The sequence below is a fragment of the Bacillus sp. MN7755 genome, from assembly GCF_054771475.1.
In genome coordinates, this window is the sequence record NZ_BTRL01000013.1 from 66,180 (window position 1) to 87,535 (window position 21,356).

At 39.3% G+C, this 21,356-nt stretch carries 2 protein-coding genes; both read left to right on the plus strand.

Translation table 11 applies throughout. From position 1 onward, the window contains the following. Positions 1–2 precede the first annotated feature (2 nt). The gene (locus ACYVEC_RS15290) at positions 3–6,473 is read left to right on the plus strand and encodes a non-ribosomal peptide synthetase (protein WP_098556032.1); all 6,471 of its coding nucleotides are present in this window, start codon (positions 3–5) and stop codon (positions 6,471–6,473) included. Then, a complete protein-coding gene (locus tag ACYVEC_RS15295) occupies positions 6,470–21,352 on the plus strand; it encodes a non-ribosomal peptide synthetase (RefSeq protein WP_431113421.1) in 14,883 nt (4,960 codons plus the stop codon). Before ACYVEC_RS15290 ends, ACYVEC_RS15295 begins: the two co-directional genes overlap by 4 nt. Positions 21,353–21,356 lie beyond the last annotated feature (4 nt).

A 21,356-nucleotide genomic window follows, 5' to 3' on the forward strand; every position in this document is an offset into this window, starting at 1 on the left:
ATATGGGAGATGTTATGGATATATATGGATTATCACCTTTGCAAAAAGGAATACTGTTTCATACTTTATACGATCAAGATGATGAGCATTCTTTTTCCTACATTGTACAAGTAGGCTTCTTGCTTGGGGGGCAATTGGATGTTGCTACTTTTGAAAAGGCCTGGGAATATGTTATTCATCGACATGAGGTTCTACGTTCAGTATTTGTGTGGGAGGAAGTAGAAAAACCACTACAAGCGGTTTACCAACGTGTTCCTTTTACTATCCATCAAGAGGATTGGAGCGCCCATCCACATGAGGAGAGGGTGAAGAAATTACACCAGTTTTTGACTGCAGATCGTAGAAAAGGATTTTTATTGGATGAAGCACCATTGATGAGAGTCACTGCGATTAAAGAAGCAGAAGGGGAAACGAGAATTATTTGGACACATCATCATATTTTGCTAGATGGTTGGAGTGTTTCATTGGTCTTTAGTGAAGTGATGGAAGTTTATCTCAAGATGATAAAGGGAGAATTGTTGAATCTTCCTAAATCTCTTCCTTATAAAAAATATATCCAGTGGATAAATAAACAAGATCAAAGTCAAGCAGAGGAATTTTGGAAAGAAGAATTAAAAGGGTTCTATGCACCTACGCCATTAGCGATGGAAAGAAAGGCTCAAGGGCAACAGAAGGGCTACGGAGAGTGTGTTTATCAGGTATCTGAGGAACTCACTGAGAATTTACAAGAGTGGGTAAGAAATAGTCGATTAACATTGAATACATTAGTCCAAGGAGCATGGGCCTATTTGATGGGTAGGTATAGCGGTGAAAGTGACATCGTATTTGGCGTAACTAGCTCTGGACGTCCTACTGATTTGATAGGAGCAGAGAATATGGTAGGCCTATTTATTAACACATTACCTACTAGAATTCGATTAACAGATAATACATCTGTAGTAGATTGGCTTCGTAAAATACAGATGAAAGAAATGGAACGAAGACAATATGAGTATAATTCATTGATAGATATTCAAGGGTGGAGTGAGGTTCCGCGAAATAGCTCCTTATTTCATACCTTGTATGTGTTTGAAAATTATCCAATTCAAGGTGAGAGAAATGATGATTTAAGATTACTAGATGTTAAAAGCGCGGAACAAACAAATTATCCTTTAACACTCATTGTAATGCCTGGTAAGAAAATTACTTTAAAGTTGATGTATGATCGAAGCTATTTTAATGAAGAAACAATAAATCGGATTCAGAATCACTTATTGCAAATATTAATTCAGATGACGAAGAGCCTAGATTCAAAACTCTTTGAAATTACTCATTTAACAGCGGAAGAACAGATACAGTTATTAGAGCAATGGAATCATACTAAAGTAAATTATTCGGCTGAAGGCATGATTCATACGATGTTTGAGGAGCAAGTTAAAAAAACGCCGGAAGCAATCGCGGCTAGTTACGAAAATGAACAAATTACCTATAAAGAGTTGGAGGAGCGTGCGAATCAGCTAGCTCATTATTTACAAAAGCGTGGTGTAGGCCCAGAGTCTCTGGTTGGGGTATATATAGAACGTTCATTACAAATGATGATAGCGTTATTAGGTATTCTAAAATCAGGAGCAGCGTATGTTCCACTTGATCCTACTTATCCAGAGAGTCGGCTTCGATATATATTAGAGGATGCTAGAATCGAAGTACTAGTGACGGAAGAGAATTCTAAAAATTTGTTTGTATCTGAAAATGTTGAAACGATTTGTATGAATAAAGATTATACTGCAATTGAAAAAGAAGAAACAACCCCATGTATAAGTGGTGTAACAGGAAGAAGTTTAGCGTATGTTATGTATACTTCAGGATCTACAGGGAATCCAAAGGGAGTAATGATTGAGCATCATTCAGTAATCAATTATCTAGAATGGATGCAACATAAATATCCACTTTCTGAAAAGGATGTGGTCTTGCAGAAAACGCCATTCTCATTTGATGTCTCTGTTTGGGAGTTGTTTTGGGGTATTCACGTTGGTGCAAGTGTATCTTTCCTGCCTCCAGGTGGAGAAAAAGATCCTTCTATTATAGCTGAAGTGATTAAAAAACATCAGGTTACTATAGTTCAATTTGTACCTTCGATGTTATCTGTTTTCTTAGATCACTTCAATCATATTGAATTGAATATGTATTGTTCGTCCATACGCCATGTATTTTCTGGTGGGGAAGAACTAAGTTCAGGGTTGGTTAGACGATTTCAACAGAAATGGAATCATAGTGGACAAGTGAAATTAACCAACTTTTATGGACCAACTGAAGCCACTATTTATGTGAATGCATTTGATATTCAGCCAAATCAAGAATTTGTTTCTATTGGGCAGCCGATACAGAACACGCAATTATATGTATTAGACCAAAATCAACGCTTGCAATCAATAGGAATTGAGGGTGAGTTATATATTGGTGGTGCTGGTTTAGCACGTGGATACTTAAATCGTCCGAATCTTACTGCTGAAAAATTCGTTTCGCATCCATATCGATTGGGGGAACGACTATATCGAACAGGAGATTCAGTAAGATATCTAACTGATGGAAATTTAGAATTTATAGGTAGAATGGACCATCAAGTCAAAATGCGTGGTTTTAGGATTGAATTAGGAGAAATTGAAGCGACTTTAGAAAAATGTTCGTTTATTAAAGAGGCTGTCGTATTAGTGAGAGAAGATCGTCCAGGTGATCAACGATTGGTTGCATATGTAATGAGCGATGGAAATACCCAAGAGTGGAGAGAGTATTTACAAAACCAATTACCGAATCATATGATTCCAGCGCACCTTGTAGAGTTAGAACACTTCCCGCTTACTCCGAATGGGAAAATTGACCGAAAGGCCTTGCCAGCACCTGATGAGCAAACTATTGGAGATTTAAATGTTCTACCTCGGACGCCATCGGAAGAGCTTATTGCCTCAGTTTGGAGTCAAGTGTTAGGAACAGAAAATATCGGTATTCAAGATTCCTTCTTTGAACGGGGTGGGCACTCACTACTCGCTACTCAAATTGTTTCTCGATTACAAGAATTGTTCCAAATCAAAATCCCATTACGTGAACTTTTCAAGCACGATACAGTGGAGGCATTGGCGAAACGAGTAAATCAGTTACGAAAAGAAGATAAAAAACGAGAGGCTTCCCCCCTTGTACCTATGAAACGAGAAGAAGCTATTCCGCTTTCCTATGCGCAGAAACGTCTATGGTTTATTGATCAATTAATGTCAAATAGTGCTATGTACAATATTCATGCAGCGTGTCGCTTAACAGGTAAATGGTCAATTGAAGCGTTGGAGGTCGGATGGAATCAGTTGTTGGAGCGTCATGAATCATTACGGACGATAATTCTAGAACAAGAGGGTGAACCTTTTCAACAGGTTCAATCTCATGTATTCAGACATATCCCTCAAACGAATCTAACAGATCTCTCTTTGGAAGATAGGGAAAGAGAAATGAAACGGCTCATTCAAAATGAAGCGGAGGAACCATTTCATTTTGGACAAGGTCCTCTGATTCGAACACGAATATTGAAAGTGGACAGGGAAGAATGGGTTCTCATTTGTACGTTGCATCATATTATTTCAGATGGATGGTCAATGGGGATTTTACTTGAAGAATGGATGGCTTTTTATGAAGGAGTAATAAGCGGAAAACCGGCGGAATTGAAGGAGTTATCTATCCAATATGCAGACTTTGTCATGTGGCAGAAGGAATGGCAAAAAGAAGAGAATTTGGATCAGCACCTTCAATATTGGAAGGAAGAATTGGCTGGGGAGCTACCGATTTTACAATTACCGATGGATCGTCCTCGGCCTGCGGTTCAAACTCACCGTGGTGCAAGTCAGTCCTTAATGGTGGCGAATTCCCTACAGGAAAAGCTCAAAGATTTAAGTCTGCAAGAAGGATGCACTTTATTTATGACATTGATGGCAGCGTATCAAAGCTTCCTTTCTCGTTATACAGGACAGGACGACATCTTGGTTGGAAGCCCAATCGCTAATCGAAATGTTAAAGAGATTGAGGGATTAATAGGTTTCTTTGCAAATACGTTGGTTTATCGAGCTGATTTCAGTGAAAATCCAACGTTCCAAGAACTTTTGTCGCAGGTAAGAAAAAAAGCACTAAAAGCATTCGAGTATCAGGACATCCCATTTGAGAAAGTGGTAGAATCCGTAAAGCCGGAACGGAATACAAGTCATTCACCAATATTCCAAACCATGTTTACTTTACAGAATACGAAGCAAGAATTTCCTCAGCTATCTGACAGACAAATGGAACTCATGGAAAGCCATGCTTCTGTAGCGAAATTTGATTTGAGTTTATTTGTTACTGAGACGGAAGAAGGATTATCACTAACCTTTGAATACAATACTGATTTGTTTGATGATACAACCATTGAACGTATGACAAGCCATTTTGAGCATTGGTTAAATCAAATTGTCTCTCATCCAAAATGTTTATTATCAGAATTGAATATGTTATCGAAAGTAGAATATAAGCAATTACTAGAAGAATGGAATGAATCAGCTGTTATAGATATAGAAGAATGCGCGATTCATACATTGTTTGAAGAACAAGTAGAAAAAACACCAGAAGCAATTGCAGTAGTATGCGAAGATGAAGAACTAACATATCGAGAGTTGGACGAACGCTCGAATCAGCTGGCACATTATTTACAGAAAAATGGTGTAGGTTGCGAATCATTGGTTGGGATTTGTGTTACACGTTCATCTGAGATGATTGTAGGCCTCTTAGGAATTATGAAGGCAGGAGGAGCATATGTCCCAATAGATCCAGCGTATCCGGAAAGTCGACTGCAATACATTTTAGAGGATGCTCAAATAAAGGTACTAGTAACACAGGAAAAATTACAACAAAAAATGGTTATACCTAGATCCGTTGACGTGATTTGTATTGATCGTGATCGAGTAGAAATAGAACAAGAAGTAACTACGGTGTGTACGAGTGAAGTGACGGGCGATAACTTAGCCTATATTATCTATACTTCAGGTTCCACTGGAAATCCAAAGGGAGTAATGATTGAGCACAGGAATACAGTAACAATGATTCGTTGGGCGCATCACACATATTCCCGAAGGGATTTAGCGGGAGTGTTGGCCTCCACTTCGCTATCCTTTGATCTATCTGTTTTTGAAGTGTTTGTTCCCCTAACGATGGGTGGTAAGGTGATTGTCGCTGAAAATGCTCTACATCTAGACAAGTTGTCTACCAAGGATGTGACTTTAGTCAATACTGTGCCATCGGCAGCGAAGGAACTGGTTCGAGCAAAAACACTCCCTTCTTCGGTAAAGGTAATGAATTTGGCTGGAGAACCATTGCCATATTCACTTGTTCAAGATTTATACGAGAGAAGTACGGTTGAGAAGGTGTACAACTTATATGGACCGTCCGAAGATACTACGTATTCCACATATATGGAATTAGAAAAGGGTGTCGTCCATAGGGTACCACCGATTGGTAAACCAATCTTCAATACAGAAGTATATGTACTAAGTATTGAACAAAAAATGGTTCCAATTGGTGTAGTTGGTGAGCTGTACATTGGTGGATCGGGATTAGCACGTGGATACTTAAACCGTCCTGACTTAACGGAAGATCGTTTTATACCGCATCCATTTAAAGAAGGGGAGCGAGTATACCGGACTGGAGATCTAGTAAGGTATTTGCCGGATGGAAATTTGGAGTATCTTGGTCGAATCGATCATCAGGTAAAAATTCGTGGGTTCCGGATTGAACTAGGAGAAATTGAAGCGACATTACAAAAGCATACATTAGTTAACGAAGCTATTGTGATGGTGAGGGAAGATTATCCTGGTGATCCACGTTTGATTGCCTATGTTGTAGGAGAGGGGGATGCTCAAAAGTGGCGTGATTATCTCAAGGACCAGCTACCAAATTATATGATTCCAGCCTATTTTGTCGGATTGAATGCATTTCCACTCACTCCAAATGGAAAAATTGATAGGAAGGCCTTACCAGCACCAGAGAAACAGGAGATAGCAAGTGGTTATATTGCTCCTCGTACGCCTACGGAAAAAACAATCGTTTCAATATGGAATGAAGTTTTAGGCATGGAAAACATCGGAATTCAGGATTCGTTTTTTGAAATAGGTGGTCACTCATTACTTGCTACGCAAGCTGTTTCCAGTCTTAAAGAGGCTTTTGGAATTGAGATACCATTGCATGATTTATTTATGTTTCATACAGTGCAGCAATTGGCAGAACAGATAGATCAATTGCTCCATAACAAAAATCAAGAAATGCAGAATGATAGTAAGGAGAATGTAAGTCTTCAAGACTATATTCAAAAAGAAGCAGAAGTGGGTAATGATGAAGAATTACTTGTACTGCTTAAGCAATTAGAAGAGCTATCAGAGGAAGAAGCACAAGGAATATTTGAGAGTAATTTAGTTGAGGAAGGGGTAAAAAAATGAGAAGTGATTTACTTGCAAAGCTGAGTTCACTTTCTCCTGAGAAGAGAGCTTGGCTTCAGAAGCAAATGCAAAAAAAGGAGAATAAAGAAGCGCTCCCGTTGTCTTATGCACAACAACGTTTGTGGTTTATGGACAGATTTAATCCAAACAGTTCTTTATATAATATTCCAACGGTATGGAATCTAAAAGGAAATTGGATACCTGAAGCATTAGAAAAGGGATTCAATCGACTTATTGAACGTCATGAATCATTACGAACTGTTTTTAAAGAAGTAGAAGAACAACCTGTACAACAAATTGTCGAATTCCTTCCTAGAGCATTACCTGTAAGAGATTACTCTCAACTTCCTCTAGAAGTAAAAGAAAAAGAGGTAGATAGTTTAATTGCGAGAGAAGCGCAAGAACCATTTGATTTAATGAATGGTCCTTTAATTCGTAATCAGCTTGTTCAATTAGAAAAGGATGAATGGTTATTACTGTGTACGATGCATCATATTGTTTCTGATGCTTGGTCCATTGGTATATTCATGAATGAATTACTTGCTTTCTATGAAGAGGAAACGGGCGGAAATCCTGCTAAATTAAGTTCATTATCCATTCAATATGCAGATTTTGCGAAGTGGCAAAAGGAGTGGTTGCAAGGTGATGTGCTAAATCGTCAGCTTACGTATTGGCAGGAAGAATTGTCTGGTGAGCTCCCTATATTACAACTGCCAGTGGACCGGCCTCGACCGGTTACGCAAACTTATTCTGGGGATACGCATCACGTGATTTTTTCTTCTAGATTAATCAGTCAATTAAAAGATTTAAGTCGACAAGAAGGATCTACCTTATTTATGACTTTAATGGCTGCATATCAGAGCTTTCTTGCACGTTATACAGGACAAAAAGATATTCTAGTCGGAAGTCCGATTGCAAATCGGAATCATAAGGGAGTAGAAGGATTAATTGGTTTCTTTGTTAATACGTTGGTTTACCGATCAGATTTGAGTGGCACCCCTACTTTTCGGGAGATTTTGAACCAAACAAAGAAAAAGGCGTTAAAAGCTTATGAATATCAAGATATACCATTTGAAAAAGTGGTAGAAGCTGTGCAACCTGAACGAAGCATGAGCCATTCTCCTATCTTTCAGACCATGTTTACGCTACAGAATATAAAACAAGAACGACTAGATTTGCCTGGTAGAAGGATTGAAATGGTAGAAAGTAATATGTCTATTGCAAAATTTGATTTGAGCTTAACTGCCTATGAAGTGGAAGAAGGTCTATTTGTCTCATTTGAATACAACACGGATTTATTTGATAGTAGTACCATTGCACGTATGGCAGGCCATTTTGAGAACTGGCTAAATGAAATCGCGCATCATCCAGATGAATCATATACAAAGCTGTCAATGTTATCGGACACTGAGCAGAAACAACTCCTAGAAGAATGGAATGATACGGACGTAGTTTATGGTCATGATTGTATGATTCATGAGCTATTTGAGCAGCAAGTTGCACGTACACCTGATGCAGTGGCGGTAGTTTATGAGGGTGGAAAGCTAACGTATCAAGAACTCAATGAAAAATCGAATCAATTGGCACATTTTCTACAAAAACGAGGTATTGGACCTGAATCATTGGTTGGTATATGTATTGAACGTTCTCCTGATATGATTATTGGTCTCTTTGGGATTTTGAAAGCAGGTGGGGCTTATGTCCCACTGGACCCAAGTTATCCCGAAAACCGCCTGAGATACATTTTAGAGAATTCACAAATTCAAGTGCTGTTAACAAAAGAGGCACTACAGGACTGGTTACCTAAAGATATTCAAGCAATTTGTTTAGACCGGGATCAAGTAATGATTTCTAAAGAGAGTAATTTAGCTCCGTTGAGTGGAGTAACAGCAAATAACTTAGCATATATCATATACACTTCGGGTTCAACGGGAAATCCAAAGGGGGTAATGATTGAACATCATTCGGTTATCAACCGCCTACAGTGGATGCAGAAAAAATATCCATTGTCCGAGGAAGATACAATCCTACAAAAGACACCGTTTTCGTTTGATGTTTCCGTTTGGGAATTATTTTGGTGGTCATTTGTAGGAGCACGTGTTTGTTTGCTTCCACCAGGAGGAGAGAAAGATCCTGCGGTGATTGAGGAGTATGTTGAACGATATCGTGTGACCACCATGCACTTTGTTCCGTCGATGTTATCTACTTTCTTGGATTATATGGAACAATATAATTCGAAAAGGGATGTATCGTCTTTAATTCATGTTTTTACTAGTGGAGAAGCATTAAACACTGAGCAGGTTCGCCGGTTTAAGTGGATCTTTTACAATGTTCAGCAAACACAGTTAATTAATTTGTATGGTCCTACTGAAGCGACTGTGGATGTGACTTATTATGATTGTGATTTAGAAAAAGAACCAATGCTTATTCCAATTGGTCGTCCAATTGATAATACAGAGTTGTATGTATTAGATCAATATCAACAGGTGGTCCCAATTGGTGTATCGGGGGAACTTTACCTTGGAGGAGTAGGATTGGCACGTGGCTACTTCAATCGACCAGATTTAACTACTGAACGTTTTATTCCGCATCCCTTTAAGGAAGGAGAACGATTATATCGAACGGGTGACCTGGTGAGATATATGAATAATGGAAAATTGGAATATATTGGAAGAGTAGATAACCAAGTCAAAATTAGAGGATTTAGAATTGAATTGGGAGAAATTGAAGCAGCTTTACATGATTACTCATCTGTAAGAGAGGCTGTTGTGTTGGTGAAGGAAGATCGACCAGGAGATAAGCAGTTAGTAGCTTATGTAGTGGGTGAAGGGGATACTGGAGAGTGGCGTGAATATCTCAAGAAGCAACTGCCACATTATATGGTTCCGGCATACTTTATCCAAATTGAAGGGATGCCACTCACTCCAAATGGTAAGGTGAATCGGAAAGCCTTACTAGAATTGGAAGCACAGTTCATAAGTCAAGATATTACTTCATCACGAACACCAGTGGAGGAGCTCATCGTTTCCGTATGGAGCCAAGTGTTAGGTATAAAAAATATTAGTGTTCAGGACTCCTTTTTTGAAATCGGTGGTCACTCGCTACTAGCTACTCAAATAGTGTCACGTTTACAGGAAATCTTTCAAATCGAATTACCAGTACGTGAACTATTTGAGTATGCAACGGTGGAGTCACTGGCAAAGCGATTAGATCAGTTACGTAAAGGAGATAGAAAACGAGAGATTCCGCCACTAATGCCGATGGAACGAGGGGAAACTATTCCACTATCTTATGCGCAACAGCGCTTATGGTTTATTGATCAATTTACACCTAATAGTGCCCTTTATAATATGCCAATGGTATGTCGCCTTACAGGGAGTTGGCTACTTGAGGCATTGGAAACGGGATGGAATCAACTAATAGAACGTCATGAATCATTGCGGACGGTCTTTCATGAAGTGAACGGTCAACCCGTACAGCAAATTGAACCGTATGCTTTTCAATCAATTCCGAAAACGGATTTAACTCGGCTTTCTCCAGAAGACCGAGAAGAAGAAGTTAAACGTTTGATTCAACAAGAAACAGAAGTGCCATTTGATTTAGCAGAGGGCCCACTAATCAGGACAAGTATTTTGCAAGTGGGAGAGGAAGAATGGATTCTCCTTTGTACTTTACATCATATCATTTCAGATGGATGGTCGATGGGAGTCCTACTTGAAGAATGGATGGCATTCTATGAGAAAGCAACGGATGGAAAGATAGCAGAACTTGAACCATTACCGGTTCAATATGCCGATTTCGCTCAGTGGCAAAAAGGTTGGCTGAAGGAGGAGGTGCTTGATCAACAACTCCAATATTGGAGGGAAGAATTGTCTGGAGAGCTTCCTGTACTCCAACTTCCTATGGATCGTCCGCGTCCTGCAATACAAACTCATCACGGGTCGACGTACACTCTGGTTCTGCCAAGCACGCTACATGATAACTTGAACAAACTTAGTCGCAAAGAAGGGGCTACACTCTTCATGACGCTGTTGGCTGCATATCAAAGTTTTCTATCCCGTTATACGGGACAAGAAGATATTCTGGTCGGAAGTCCAATTGCGAATCGAAATTATAGAGAAATAGAAGGACTAATTGGTTTCTTCGTCAACACGCTGGTTTATCGAGCTAATCTGAGTGGTAGACCGACATTTCAAGATGTTCTGTCTCAGGTTCGTCAAAAGGCACTGAAGGCGTATGAATATCAGGATATCCCTTTTGAAAAAATTGTAGAAGTTGTGCAACCAGAGCGGAGTACAAGTCATTCGCCAATCTTCCAGACCATGTTCATCTTGCAAAATATGAAACAAGAGTTCCCGGTGTTATCTGGTAGAAGTATTGAAATGATAGAAAGCCATAGTCCAATTTCAAAGTTTGATTTAAGTGTAATGGTAGCTGAGACAGAAGAGGGATTGCTTTTTACTTTTGAATACAATAAGGATTTATTCAATGCCTCTACTATTGAACGGATGGCAGGACACTTTGAGAAATGGCTACACGAAGTTTCTCATCACCCACAAAATCCGTTGCATGACCTGAGCGTGCTATCGGAACCCGAGCGTACTTTGTTATTAGAAACATGGAATGACACTGTAATGGAAATGTCCCATCAGGCTCTTATTTGTGACAGATTTGAGGAACAAGTAGCAAGGCGTCCTGATGCGATTGCCGTTGTTGATCAAACAAAAAAGTGGACTTATGGTGAACTGGATGCACAAGCAAATCAGTTGGCAAATGTTTTACAGCGAAAAGGAGTCGCTTCAGAGTCAGTGGTGGGAGTTTATCTTCCGAGGTCAGCGGAACTCATGGCAAGTTTACTAGGCATTTTAAAAGCTGGTGGAGCTTATGTTGTTTTAGATCCGTTGTATCCAAAATCAAGGTTAGAGTACATGATTGAAGATGCAGGAATTCAATTTGTAGTGACGGCGGAAGGACAAGAAGGCCATTTCGCACACGTCGAAATGGTGAGGTTAGAAGAATTAACAGTGGAAAGCGTAATTGCACCTACACGTCAGATAAATCCAGAGAACTTAGCCTATATTGTCTATACTTCTGGTTCTACAGGAAAGCCAAAGGGTGTCATGGTTGAATATCGCTCATTAATGAATATGGTTTCTTGGCATCAAGAAGTTTATCGTATTACAGCAGAGGATCGTGCGACTCAGATTGCAGGGATTGCTTTTGATTCGGCTGTCCAGGAGATTTGGCCGTATCTAACTGCTGGTGCAGCACTCTACTTGTCAACAGAGGAACTGAGAATTAATCCAGAAGCACTAAGAGACTGGCTCATTGATTCACGAATAACAGCTAGTTTTGCACCTACACCTATTCTGGAAAGACTCTTGAAATTATCTTGGCCAGATAAAACGAATCTTCGTTTTATCCTTACTGGCGGGGATCAATTAACGCAGTATCCATCTAACGATATTCCTTTTGCGGTAATTAATCAGTATGGTCCATCGGAAAATACCGTTGTTACCACAGATTGTTATGTACCAGTAGGAATGACAACTGGTACGCCATCGATTGGTCGACCGATTGCGAATACAGAAGTTTATGTGTTAGATTCTCATCTTCAGCTAGTACCAATTGGTGTAATTGGAGATCTCTATATTGGAGGGAAGAGTCTTGCACGTGGATATGCTAATCGTCCGGATCTCACAAAGGAAAAATTTATTCCACATCCTTTCAAGTTAGGAGAACGTCTCTATTATACAGGAGACAAAGCAAGTTATCTTTCTGATGGTAATCTCCAGTTCCATGGTCGTATAGACGACCAAGTAAAAATTCGTGGTTTCCGGATTGAATTGGGAGAAATAGAAGCAGTTTTGCAGGCGCATTCTTCTGTGAAAGAAGCAGTTGTATTGGTACGAGAGGATAATCAAGGTGACAAGAGATTAGTAGCTTATGTAGTTGGTGAAGGAAGTGTACATGAATGGCGAGAACATCTACAAACACATTTACCAAATTACATGGTTCCAACAAACTTTATTGAGATGGAATTTTTACCAATTACACCGAATGGAAAACTTGATTTGAAGGCATTGCCTATAATTAGTGAACAATCCACTGAAAATCCTGTATACCTACGAACTCCGCTGGAAGAACTTATCGCTTCAGTGTGGAGTCAAGTGCTAGGAATAAAAGAAATTGGTGTTAAAGATTCTTTCTTTGAGCTTGGTGGTCACTCTCTACTTGCTACACAAGTGGTCTCGCGCTTACAAGAAGTTTTTCAAATCAAATTACCTGTACGTGAATTGTTCGAATATCCAACGGTCGAGGCACTATCGAAACGAATGGATCAGTTGCGTAAGGGGAGTGAAAAACGAGAAATTCCACCATTGATGCCGATGGAACGAGGAAATAATATTCCGGTGTCATATGCCCAACAGCGCTTATGGTTTATTGATCAGTTTGAACCTAATAGTGCACTTTATAATATGCCAATGGTATGCCGCCTTACAGGGAATTGGTTACCTGAAGCATTGGAGTTGGGATGGAATCAGTTGATAGAGCGTCATGAATCTTTGCGGACGGTATTTCATGAAGAGGAAGGTCATCCTGTGCAGCAGATTCAACCTTATATTTTCCGTCCTCTTCCGCAAATGGACCTAACTAAGCTTTCATTAGAGGAGAGAGAAAGAAAGTTGGAGCAATGGATTCAAACTGAAGTTGAATCTCCATTTGATTTAGAACAAGGGCCATTGTTCCGTGGACAAATCATAAGAATTTCAGAAGAAGAATGGGTTCTTCTGTGTAATATGCATCATATTATCTCAGATGGATGGTCGATGGAAATCTTGCTTCAAGAATGGATGACATTTTATGAGAATGCGGTTGGTGAAAAACAAGCAGAGCTGGAACCACTACCAGTTCAATATGCCGATTTTGCTCAGTGGCAAAGAGGATGGTTGAAAGATGAAGTACTAAATCAACAGCTTGCATATTGGAAGGAAGAATTATCTGGTGAGTTACCAGTCTTAATGTTGCCAATGGATCGTCCGCGTCCGCCAGTGCAAACCCACCATGGATTAACTCATAATGTGCTGTTGTCACGTTCATTACTGGATAAATTAAACGAACTAAGTCGTCAAGAAGGGGCCACGCTTTTCATGACCTTATTGGCATCGTATCAAAGTTTCCTTGCCCGTTATACGGGACAAACGGATATTATTGTTGGCAGCCCAATTGCAAATCGAAATTATCGAGAAATTGAGGGGCTGATTGGTTTCTTTGTCAACACATTGGTTTATCGGGCTGATTTAAGTAATGCACCGGTATTTCAAGAGTTGTTGTCTCAAGTGAGGATAAAAGCATTGAAGGCGTATGAGTATCAAGATGTTCCATTTGAGAAAATTGTAGAGGTTATCCAACCTGAACGAAATACAAGCCATTCCCCGATTTTCCAAACCATGTTTACTTTGCAAAATACGGGACAGGAGCTACCAGAACTACATGGAAGAAATATAGAAGTAATGGAAAGTAATGCTCCAATCGCTAAGTTTGATTTAAGTTTAACGGCTGCAGAAGTGGAAGAGGGTTTATTGCTTACTTTTGTTTATAGGACGGATTTATTTGACAGCTTAACTATTGAATCCATGGCTGAACATTTTGGAAACTGGTTGAATGTAATCGTGGAGAATCCTGATAAATCATTAGCTAAGTTGCCTATATTATCAGGATTACAGCAAAAAGAGTTGGAAGAGTGGAATAATAATGCTGTAGCATATCCACGGGAAAGTGCGATTCATCAGCTGTTTGAAGAGCAAGTAAATCGTACACCTGACGCGGTGGCAGTGGTAGATGAAAAACAGCAGTTAACATATCGAAAGCTTAATGAAAAAGCTAATCAATTGGCTCGTTATCTTCAGCAATGTGGGATTGGGACTGAATCATTAGTTGGACTTTGCTTTGAGCGTTCAGTTGAGATGATTGTTGGTATTATGGGGATCTGGAAGGCTGGAGCAGCGTATGTTCCATTGGACCCATCATATCCAGAAAGTCGTCTACGATATATTTTGGAGGACACTGGAATTCAAGTATTAGTTACGAATGAGTCATTAGAAGATTGGATACCCAAAGAAGTCAAGGCAGTTTGTCTAGATAGGGATCAAGCAATGATTTCAAAAGAAAGCATTCTTTCACCAAAATGTGAAGTAACAGGAGAAAACCTAGCGTATGTTATCTATACTTCGGGATCGACGGGGAATCCAAAGGGTGTCTTGATACAGCATCATTCTGTAATAAACTTGTCGCATGGTTTACAAAAAGAGGTTTTCGAACATGTGATACCATCTAACATGCATGTCGGTTTAAATGCGTCAATTGCCTTTGATGCATCTATTCAACAATTACAAATGCTGCTTTATGGTTCAAGTTTGTATATTATTCCGAATGAAGTACGAAGTGATCCGGAACAGTTTGTAGCTTATATTAGGGAGAACAAGTTAGCAATCTTTGATATAACACCTTCATTGCTTCAATTACTTATAGATGCCGGATTGTTAGAAACGTACGATGGCGTTCATGTTCCAAGTAAGGTATTGGTTGGCGGCGAAGCGATTATGCCGTCATTATGGGAACAGCTAGTAGAGACTGATAAAATTGAGTTTTATAATGTATATGGTCCTACAGAATGTACGGTTGATGCAACATGCTATCATATCAAAAAAGATAGTGAGAGAGTAACGATTGGGCGTCCTTTGCCTAACGTTCAAACTTATGTATTGGATAGAAATGGGTTGCCAGTTCCAGTTGGTGTGATGGGTGAACTTTATATCGGAGGAGCGGGTCTAGCGAGGGGATACTTAAATCGTCCAGAGTTAACATCCGAACGATTTATTTCTCATCCATTCAAAGAAGGCGAGAGATTATATAGAACAGGCGATCTCGTGAGATATCTTTCTGATGGTAATATAGACTATTTAGGAAGAATGGATAATCAAGTGAAGATTAGAGGATTTCGAATTGAACTTGGGGAGATTGAGTCGACCTTACAGGAGCATTACTTGGTAAAAGAGGCAGTTGTAATGGTTAGGGAAAATCAGTCGGGAGATAAGAGGCTGGTAGCTTATGTAGTGGGCGAAGGCAGTTTAGAAGAATGGCGCGAGTATCTTAAAATAAAACTGCCAATCCATATGATACCTTCCTACTTTGTCGAAATGGAAGAGTTACCGCTAACTATAAATGGAAAGGTTGATCGGAAATCGTTGCCTATACCAGACTATCAAGGAACACAAGAAGGCTACGTGGCCCCAAGAAATGAACGTGAACATAAGCTTTCTATCATTTGGGAACGTGTGCTGGGTTCAAAACGTATTGGTATTCATGATAACTTTTTTGAAATTGGTGGAGATTCAATTTTTAGCATTCAGATTGTCTCTCGTGCGAAGCAAGCTGGTTTACAGTTGACACCAAAACAACTATTTGAACACCAAACGATTGCTGAGTTGGCGCAAGTAGTCAAAGAAGAACAAGGTGTACAAGCTGAACAAGGAATTATAACTGGAGAGACGATACTTACACCTATTCAGCAAAGGTTTTTTGCACAAAATCATCCTAACCCACATCATTGGAATCAATCCATGTCCTTTAGAACGAAAGAAAAATTGGACATAGGATCACTGGAAAAGGCAGCGCGTAACCTTCTACTTCACCATGATGCCCTGCGTTTAAGATATGAACGTTTAACTAATGGGACTTGGGAACAGTGGAATGAAGGAATTGAAGAACAATTGATGCTGACTGTCATTTCATTAGACGAAGTGCCGGAAGCGGATTGGCATGGAGTTATTCAAAAAGAGATTAATATTGCACAAGAAAGTTTGAATTTACATGATGGTCCGTTAATGAGAATGGTGTATTTTGATGAAGGTGAGAAGACTGGCCGATTATTTTGGACAATTCATCACTTAGCCGTGGATGGTGTTTCTTGGCGAATTTTATTGGAAGATCTGCAAACAGCGTATACTCAAGCGATTCAAGGGCAGAAAATTCAATTACCTATGAAGAGTACATCCTTTAAAGAGTGGTCGGAAAAATTACATCATTACGCTGAAACTGGAATATCACAAGAAGTGCTGTATTACTGGGATCAGCAGTCTGAACAAGACGTTGTTAAACTGCCGATAGATGGTACTATAAGTAATTCAGTAAGCGCAGTAACTGAGGAAATTACTGTGGTGTTAAATGAGAATGAGACCCGTATGTTATTGCAAGAGACTTTAAGCACTCACCGTGTCCAAATCAATGAAGTATTATTAGCAGCATTGGTACAAGCTACAGCAGCATGTACAGGGCAGACGATATTGAGCGTGGATTTAGAGGGGCATGGTAGAGAAGAAATTATTGAAGATGTTGACTTATCGAGAACCGTGGGATGGTTTACAAGTATTTACCCTGTGCACTTAAATATTACTAGTGCTAATACGCCAATTGCAGCATTAAAAGCAGTTAAAGAACAAGTTCGCAAAATTCCTAATAAGGGTGTTGATTATGGAGTGTTGCGTTACATGAACGCAACAATGTGTGAGCAATTGAGCTCTCAACATACACCGTCTATTAGTTTTAACTATCTTGGACAATTTGATCAAATGTTTTCTAGCGATGCAATGTTTATGCCGGAGAACGAATTTAAGCGTTTAGATCATGCTGCCGGTTCCAAGCGATCGCATGTAATTGATGTAATTGGGGTTGTAACGAGTGGAAAACTTCAGTTCACTTGGGTATACAATGTTGGACAATTCGCCAAATCAACCATTCAAAGTATTGCACAGAATATGCTATATCAACTGAGCAGATTGATTCAACCTTCAGATAGAGAATCTGCACTGACCATTTCGGATCTTGCAATGGCTAATCTTAACCAAGTAGGTTTGACAAATGTACTAAACAAAATGAATCGTGGAAAGAACAATCAGATTACTGATTTATATCCACTATCACCTTTGCAAGAAGGTATGATTTTCCACACATTGCATGACCAAGGGAATGAACATGTTGCACCGTATATAGTGCAATTAAGTTTTATGATTAAAGGGAAAATGGATATTCCTACTTTTGAGCAGGCGTGGAAATCTGTAATTCAGCGGCATGAAATTTTTCGTACAGCATTTGTTTGGGACGAAATTGAAGAACCATTACAAGTGGTGTATGAAAATATCCCATTTAAAGTGAACAAAGAAGACTGGCGTACAATGACAACTAAAGAGATAGAGGAAAAAAGAAAAGTCTTTTTGGCATTAGATCGAAAACAAGCCTTCCAATTTGATGAAGCACCATTGATGCGGGTAACGGTCATTCAAGAAGGTGAGGAAGAATATCGGATTGTTTGGACCCATCACCATATTTTACTGGATGGATGGAGTTTACCATTGGTCTTTAATGAATTACTTACAGTCTATCAGAAGAGAATGAATGGAGAAGCTGTAAAGTTACCTAAACCCTCACCATATAAGAAATATATCCAATGGCTCAGAGAACAAGATAAGGAGCAGGCGGAACAATTCTGGAGAGAAAAGCTTAAAGGTTTTACTGCACCAACTTTGCTGGGCTTAGAAAGTAAAGAGGAAGAAAAAGGTTATACAGAAAAGGTTACCTATTTATCAGAAGAGCAGACTCAAGCGTTACAAGGATGGGCGAAACGCAATAAACTTACTTTGAGTACAGTAATTCAAGGTGCATGGGCATATCTCATGAGCCGGTATAGTGGAGAAAATGACATTGTCTTTGGTGTAACAAGCTCAGGGCGTTCTACGGAGATTATTGATGTTGAAAACATCGTAGGTCCTTTCATTACAACGTCACCGACGCGAATTCATTTGATGGATGATATAAAAGTAATGGATTGGTTGCATAAGATACAAGAGGAAGAGATAGAAAGAAGACAATATGAGTATGCTTCTTTAACAGAAATTCAGGGATGGAGTGAAGTTCCTAGAGGAACACCGTTGTTTAATAGTTTATATGTGTTTGAAAATTATCCAGTGAAAGAGGAGTCTTCAGAAAATCTAGAAATTGGTGAATTGGAAGGAGTAGAGCAAACCCACTACCCATTAGGGCTGGCTGTAGTTCCAGGAACCCAGTTATCGTTAAAGTTAATGTATGACTGTAGTAAGTTTAATAGAATAACTATTGAACGAGTGTTGGGTCATTTACACCAAGTGTTGATGCAAATGCTCAAAAACATTGATCAAACTCTATCGGAGCTGGTATATATTACGGAAGCTGAACAAAGACAACTATTAGAAGAATGGAATGATAATGCTATATCCTATCCACGTGAGAATGTGATTCATCAACTATTCGAAGAGCAAGTAAATCGTACGCCTGACGCGGTGGCAGTGGTAGATGAAAAACAGCAACTAACATATCGTGAGCTGAATGAAAGAGCTAATCAATTGGCCCATCATCTACAGAAATGTGGAATTGGGACAGAGTCATTGGTTGGTCTCTGTTTTGAGCGTTCAGTTGAGATGGTTGTTGGTCTCATGGGAATTTGGAAGGCTGGAGCAGCCTATGTTCCATTGGATCCATCGAATCCGGAAAGCCGCCTGCGATATATTTTAGAAGACACAGGAATTCAAGTATTGGTTACAAATGAGGTATTAGTAGGCTGGATACCTAAAGAAATCAAGACAGTTTGCTTAGATAGGGACCAAGCAATGATTTCTCGAGAAAGCAAACTTTCGCCGATATGTGAGGCAACAGGGGAAAACTTAGCGTATGTTAACTACACTTCCGGTTCGACAGGGAATCCAAAGGGTGCTTTAGTACAGCACCATTCTGTAATAAACCTATCATATGGTTTACAAAAAGAAGTTTTCTCACATGAGATACCTGGTAATATGCGCGTCGGTTTAAATGCGTCAATTGCCTTTGATGTATCTATTCAGCAATTACAAATGCTGCTTCATGGTTCAAGTGTATATATTATCCCAAGTGAAGTTCGCACTAATCCGGAACAATTTGTGTCCTATATTAGGGAGAATAAATTGGAAATGTTTGATATGACACCTTCATTACTTCAATTACTTATAGATGGAGGATTGCTAGAAACAAGTGCTGATGTTCATGTACCAAGTAAGATATTGGTCGGTGGTGAAGCAATCATGCCGTCATTATGGGAACAGCTAGTAGAGACTGAAAAAATTGATTTTTATAACGTATACGGTCCTACAGAATGTACGGTTGATACAACGTGTTATCATATCCAAACAGATAGTAAGCGAGTTACAATTGGACGTCCATTGCCGAACGTTCAAACTTATGTATTGGATAGAAATGGGTTGCCTGTTCCAGTTGGTGTAACAGGTGAGCTATATATTGGTGGTGCAGGTATAGCGAGAGGATACTTGAATCGTCCAGAATTAACAGCAGAGCGATTCATTCGTCATCCATTTAATGAAGAAGAGCGTTTATATCGTACAGGAGATTTGGTTCGTTATTTACCTGATGGTAATTTAGATTACTTGAGAAGAATTGATAATCAAGTGAAAATTCGGGGCTTCCGTATTGAACTTGAAGAGATTGAAGCGAATCTAGAGAGTCATCCATTGGTAAAAGAAGCAGTAGTTTTGGTAACAGAGGATAAATTAGGAGAGCAGAGATTGGTTGCTTATGTAGTTGGAGCTGGAAGTATGCATGAATGGCGTGAATATCTCAAGACACAAGTACCGAATTATATGGTTCCCGCACACTTTATTGAGGTAGACGAGATTCCTCTTACAATGAATGGAAAAGTTGATCGGAAGGCATTGAACAGTTTAACTATTCAAAGAGAAAATAACTTCTCTACACCAATCATTCCAAGGGATGAAATTGAATATCAGTTGGTTAAAATCTGGCAGGATGTGTTACAGATAGAAGATGTCTATGTAAATGATGATTTCTTTAATAGAGGGGGACACTCTCTCCTTGTAATCAAATTAGTTTCAAAAATTAGGGAGAAGTTTGGAAAAGAGATTAAGGTGTCTACATTGATTAAGAATCCAACATTGGAAGGAATCGCATGCCTTATTCGTGATAAGCATGATATGACAAAATCTGTATCAGCGCTGGTACCACTACAAGAATCAGAGAAAAGACCTTTCTTCTGCGTTCATCCGTTTATGGGGAATGTATTTTGTTACATTCAACTAGCAAGATTGCTTAAGAATCACTGTTCATTTTATGGTTTACAGAATCCTCTCATAGAAAAGAGAGAGATTGACGACTCGACCTTGCCGGAACTAATTCAACTTTACATTGAAGAAATAAAAAGTGTTCAGCCAGAGGGCCCATATCGTCTTGGAGGATGGTCTTTAGGCGGTGCAATTGCTTATAAAATCGCAACTGTACTAAGAAATCAAGGAGAGGAAGTTGAATTGTTGGTACTTATGGATACTAAAGTACCTTCAGAGCAGGATCATAAAACAAGGGAGGATATGCTCTCATATATCTCTCAGCATTTCATTCCTGTAGGTTTAACAGAGCAGGAAGAAGGCCTCGTCCATAAGCAAGATATGCTTGTGGAGCGATTAATTATGGAAGGAGTACTCCCGCCTGATGCAGATCTTATGAATTTGAAGCAAGTTATTAATGCTCATAGGAAATGCCTGAACTTAATGGCAGAGAATGATTTGATACCATACTTTGGAGAAGTTATCTACTTTAGTGCTGAGGAAGGAAAAGAGTTGTTTACAGATTGGGGACCTTTATTAAAAGGAAGAGTAAATAAGTATTCTGTCCCTGGATCACATGAAGAAATAGTAGACTTCCCCGCAGTTGAAAAGATAGCTAAGTATCTATTAAATGAATTTGAAGGAATAAAAGAAACATCCCTTTCATTAACTGAAAAGTAGAGAG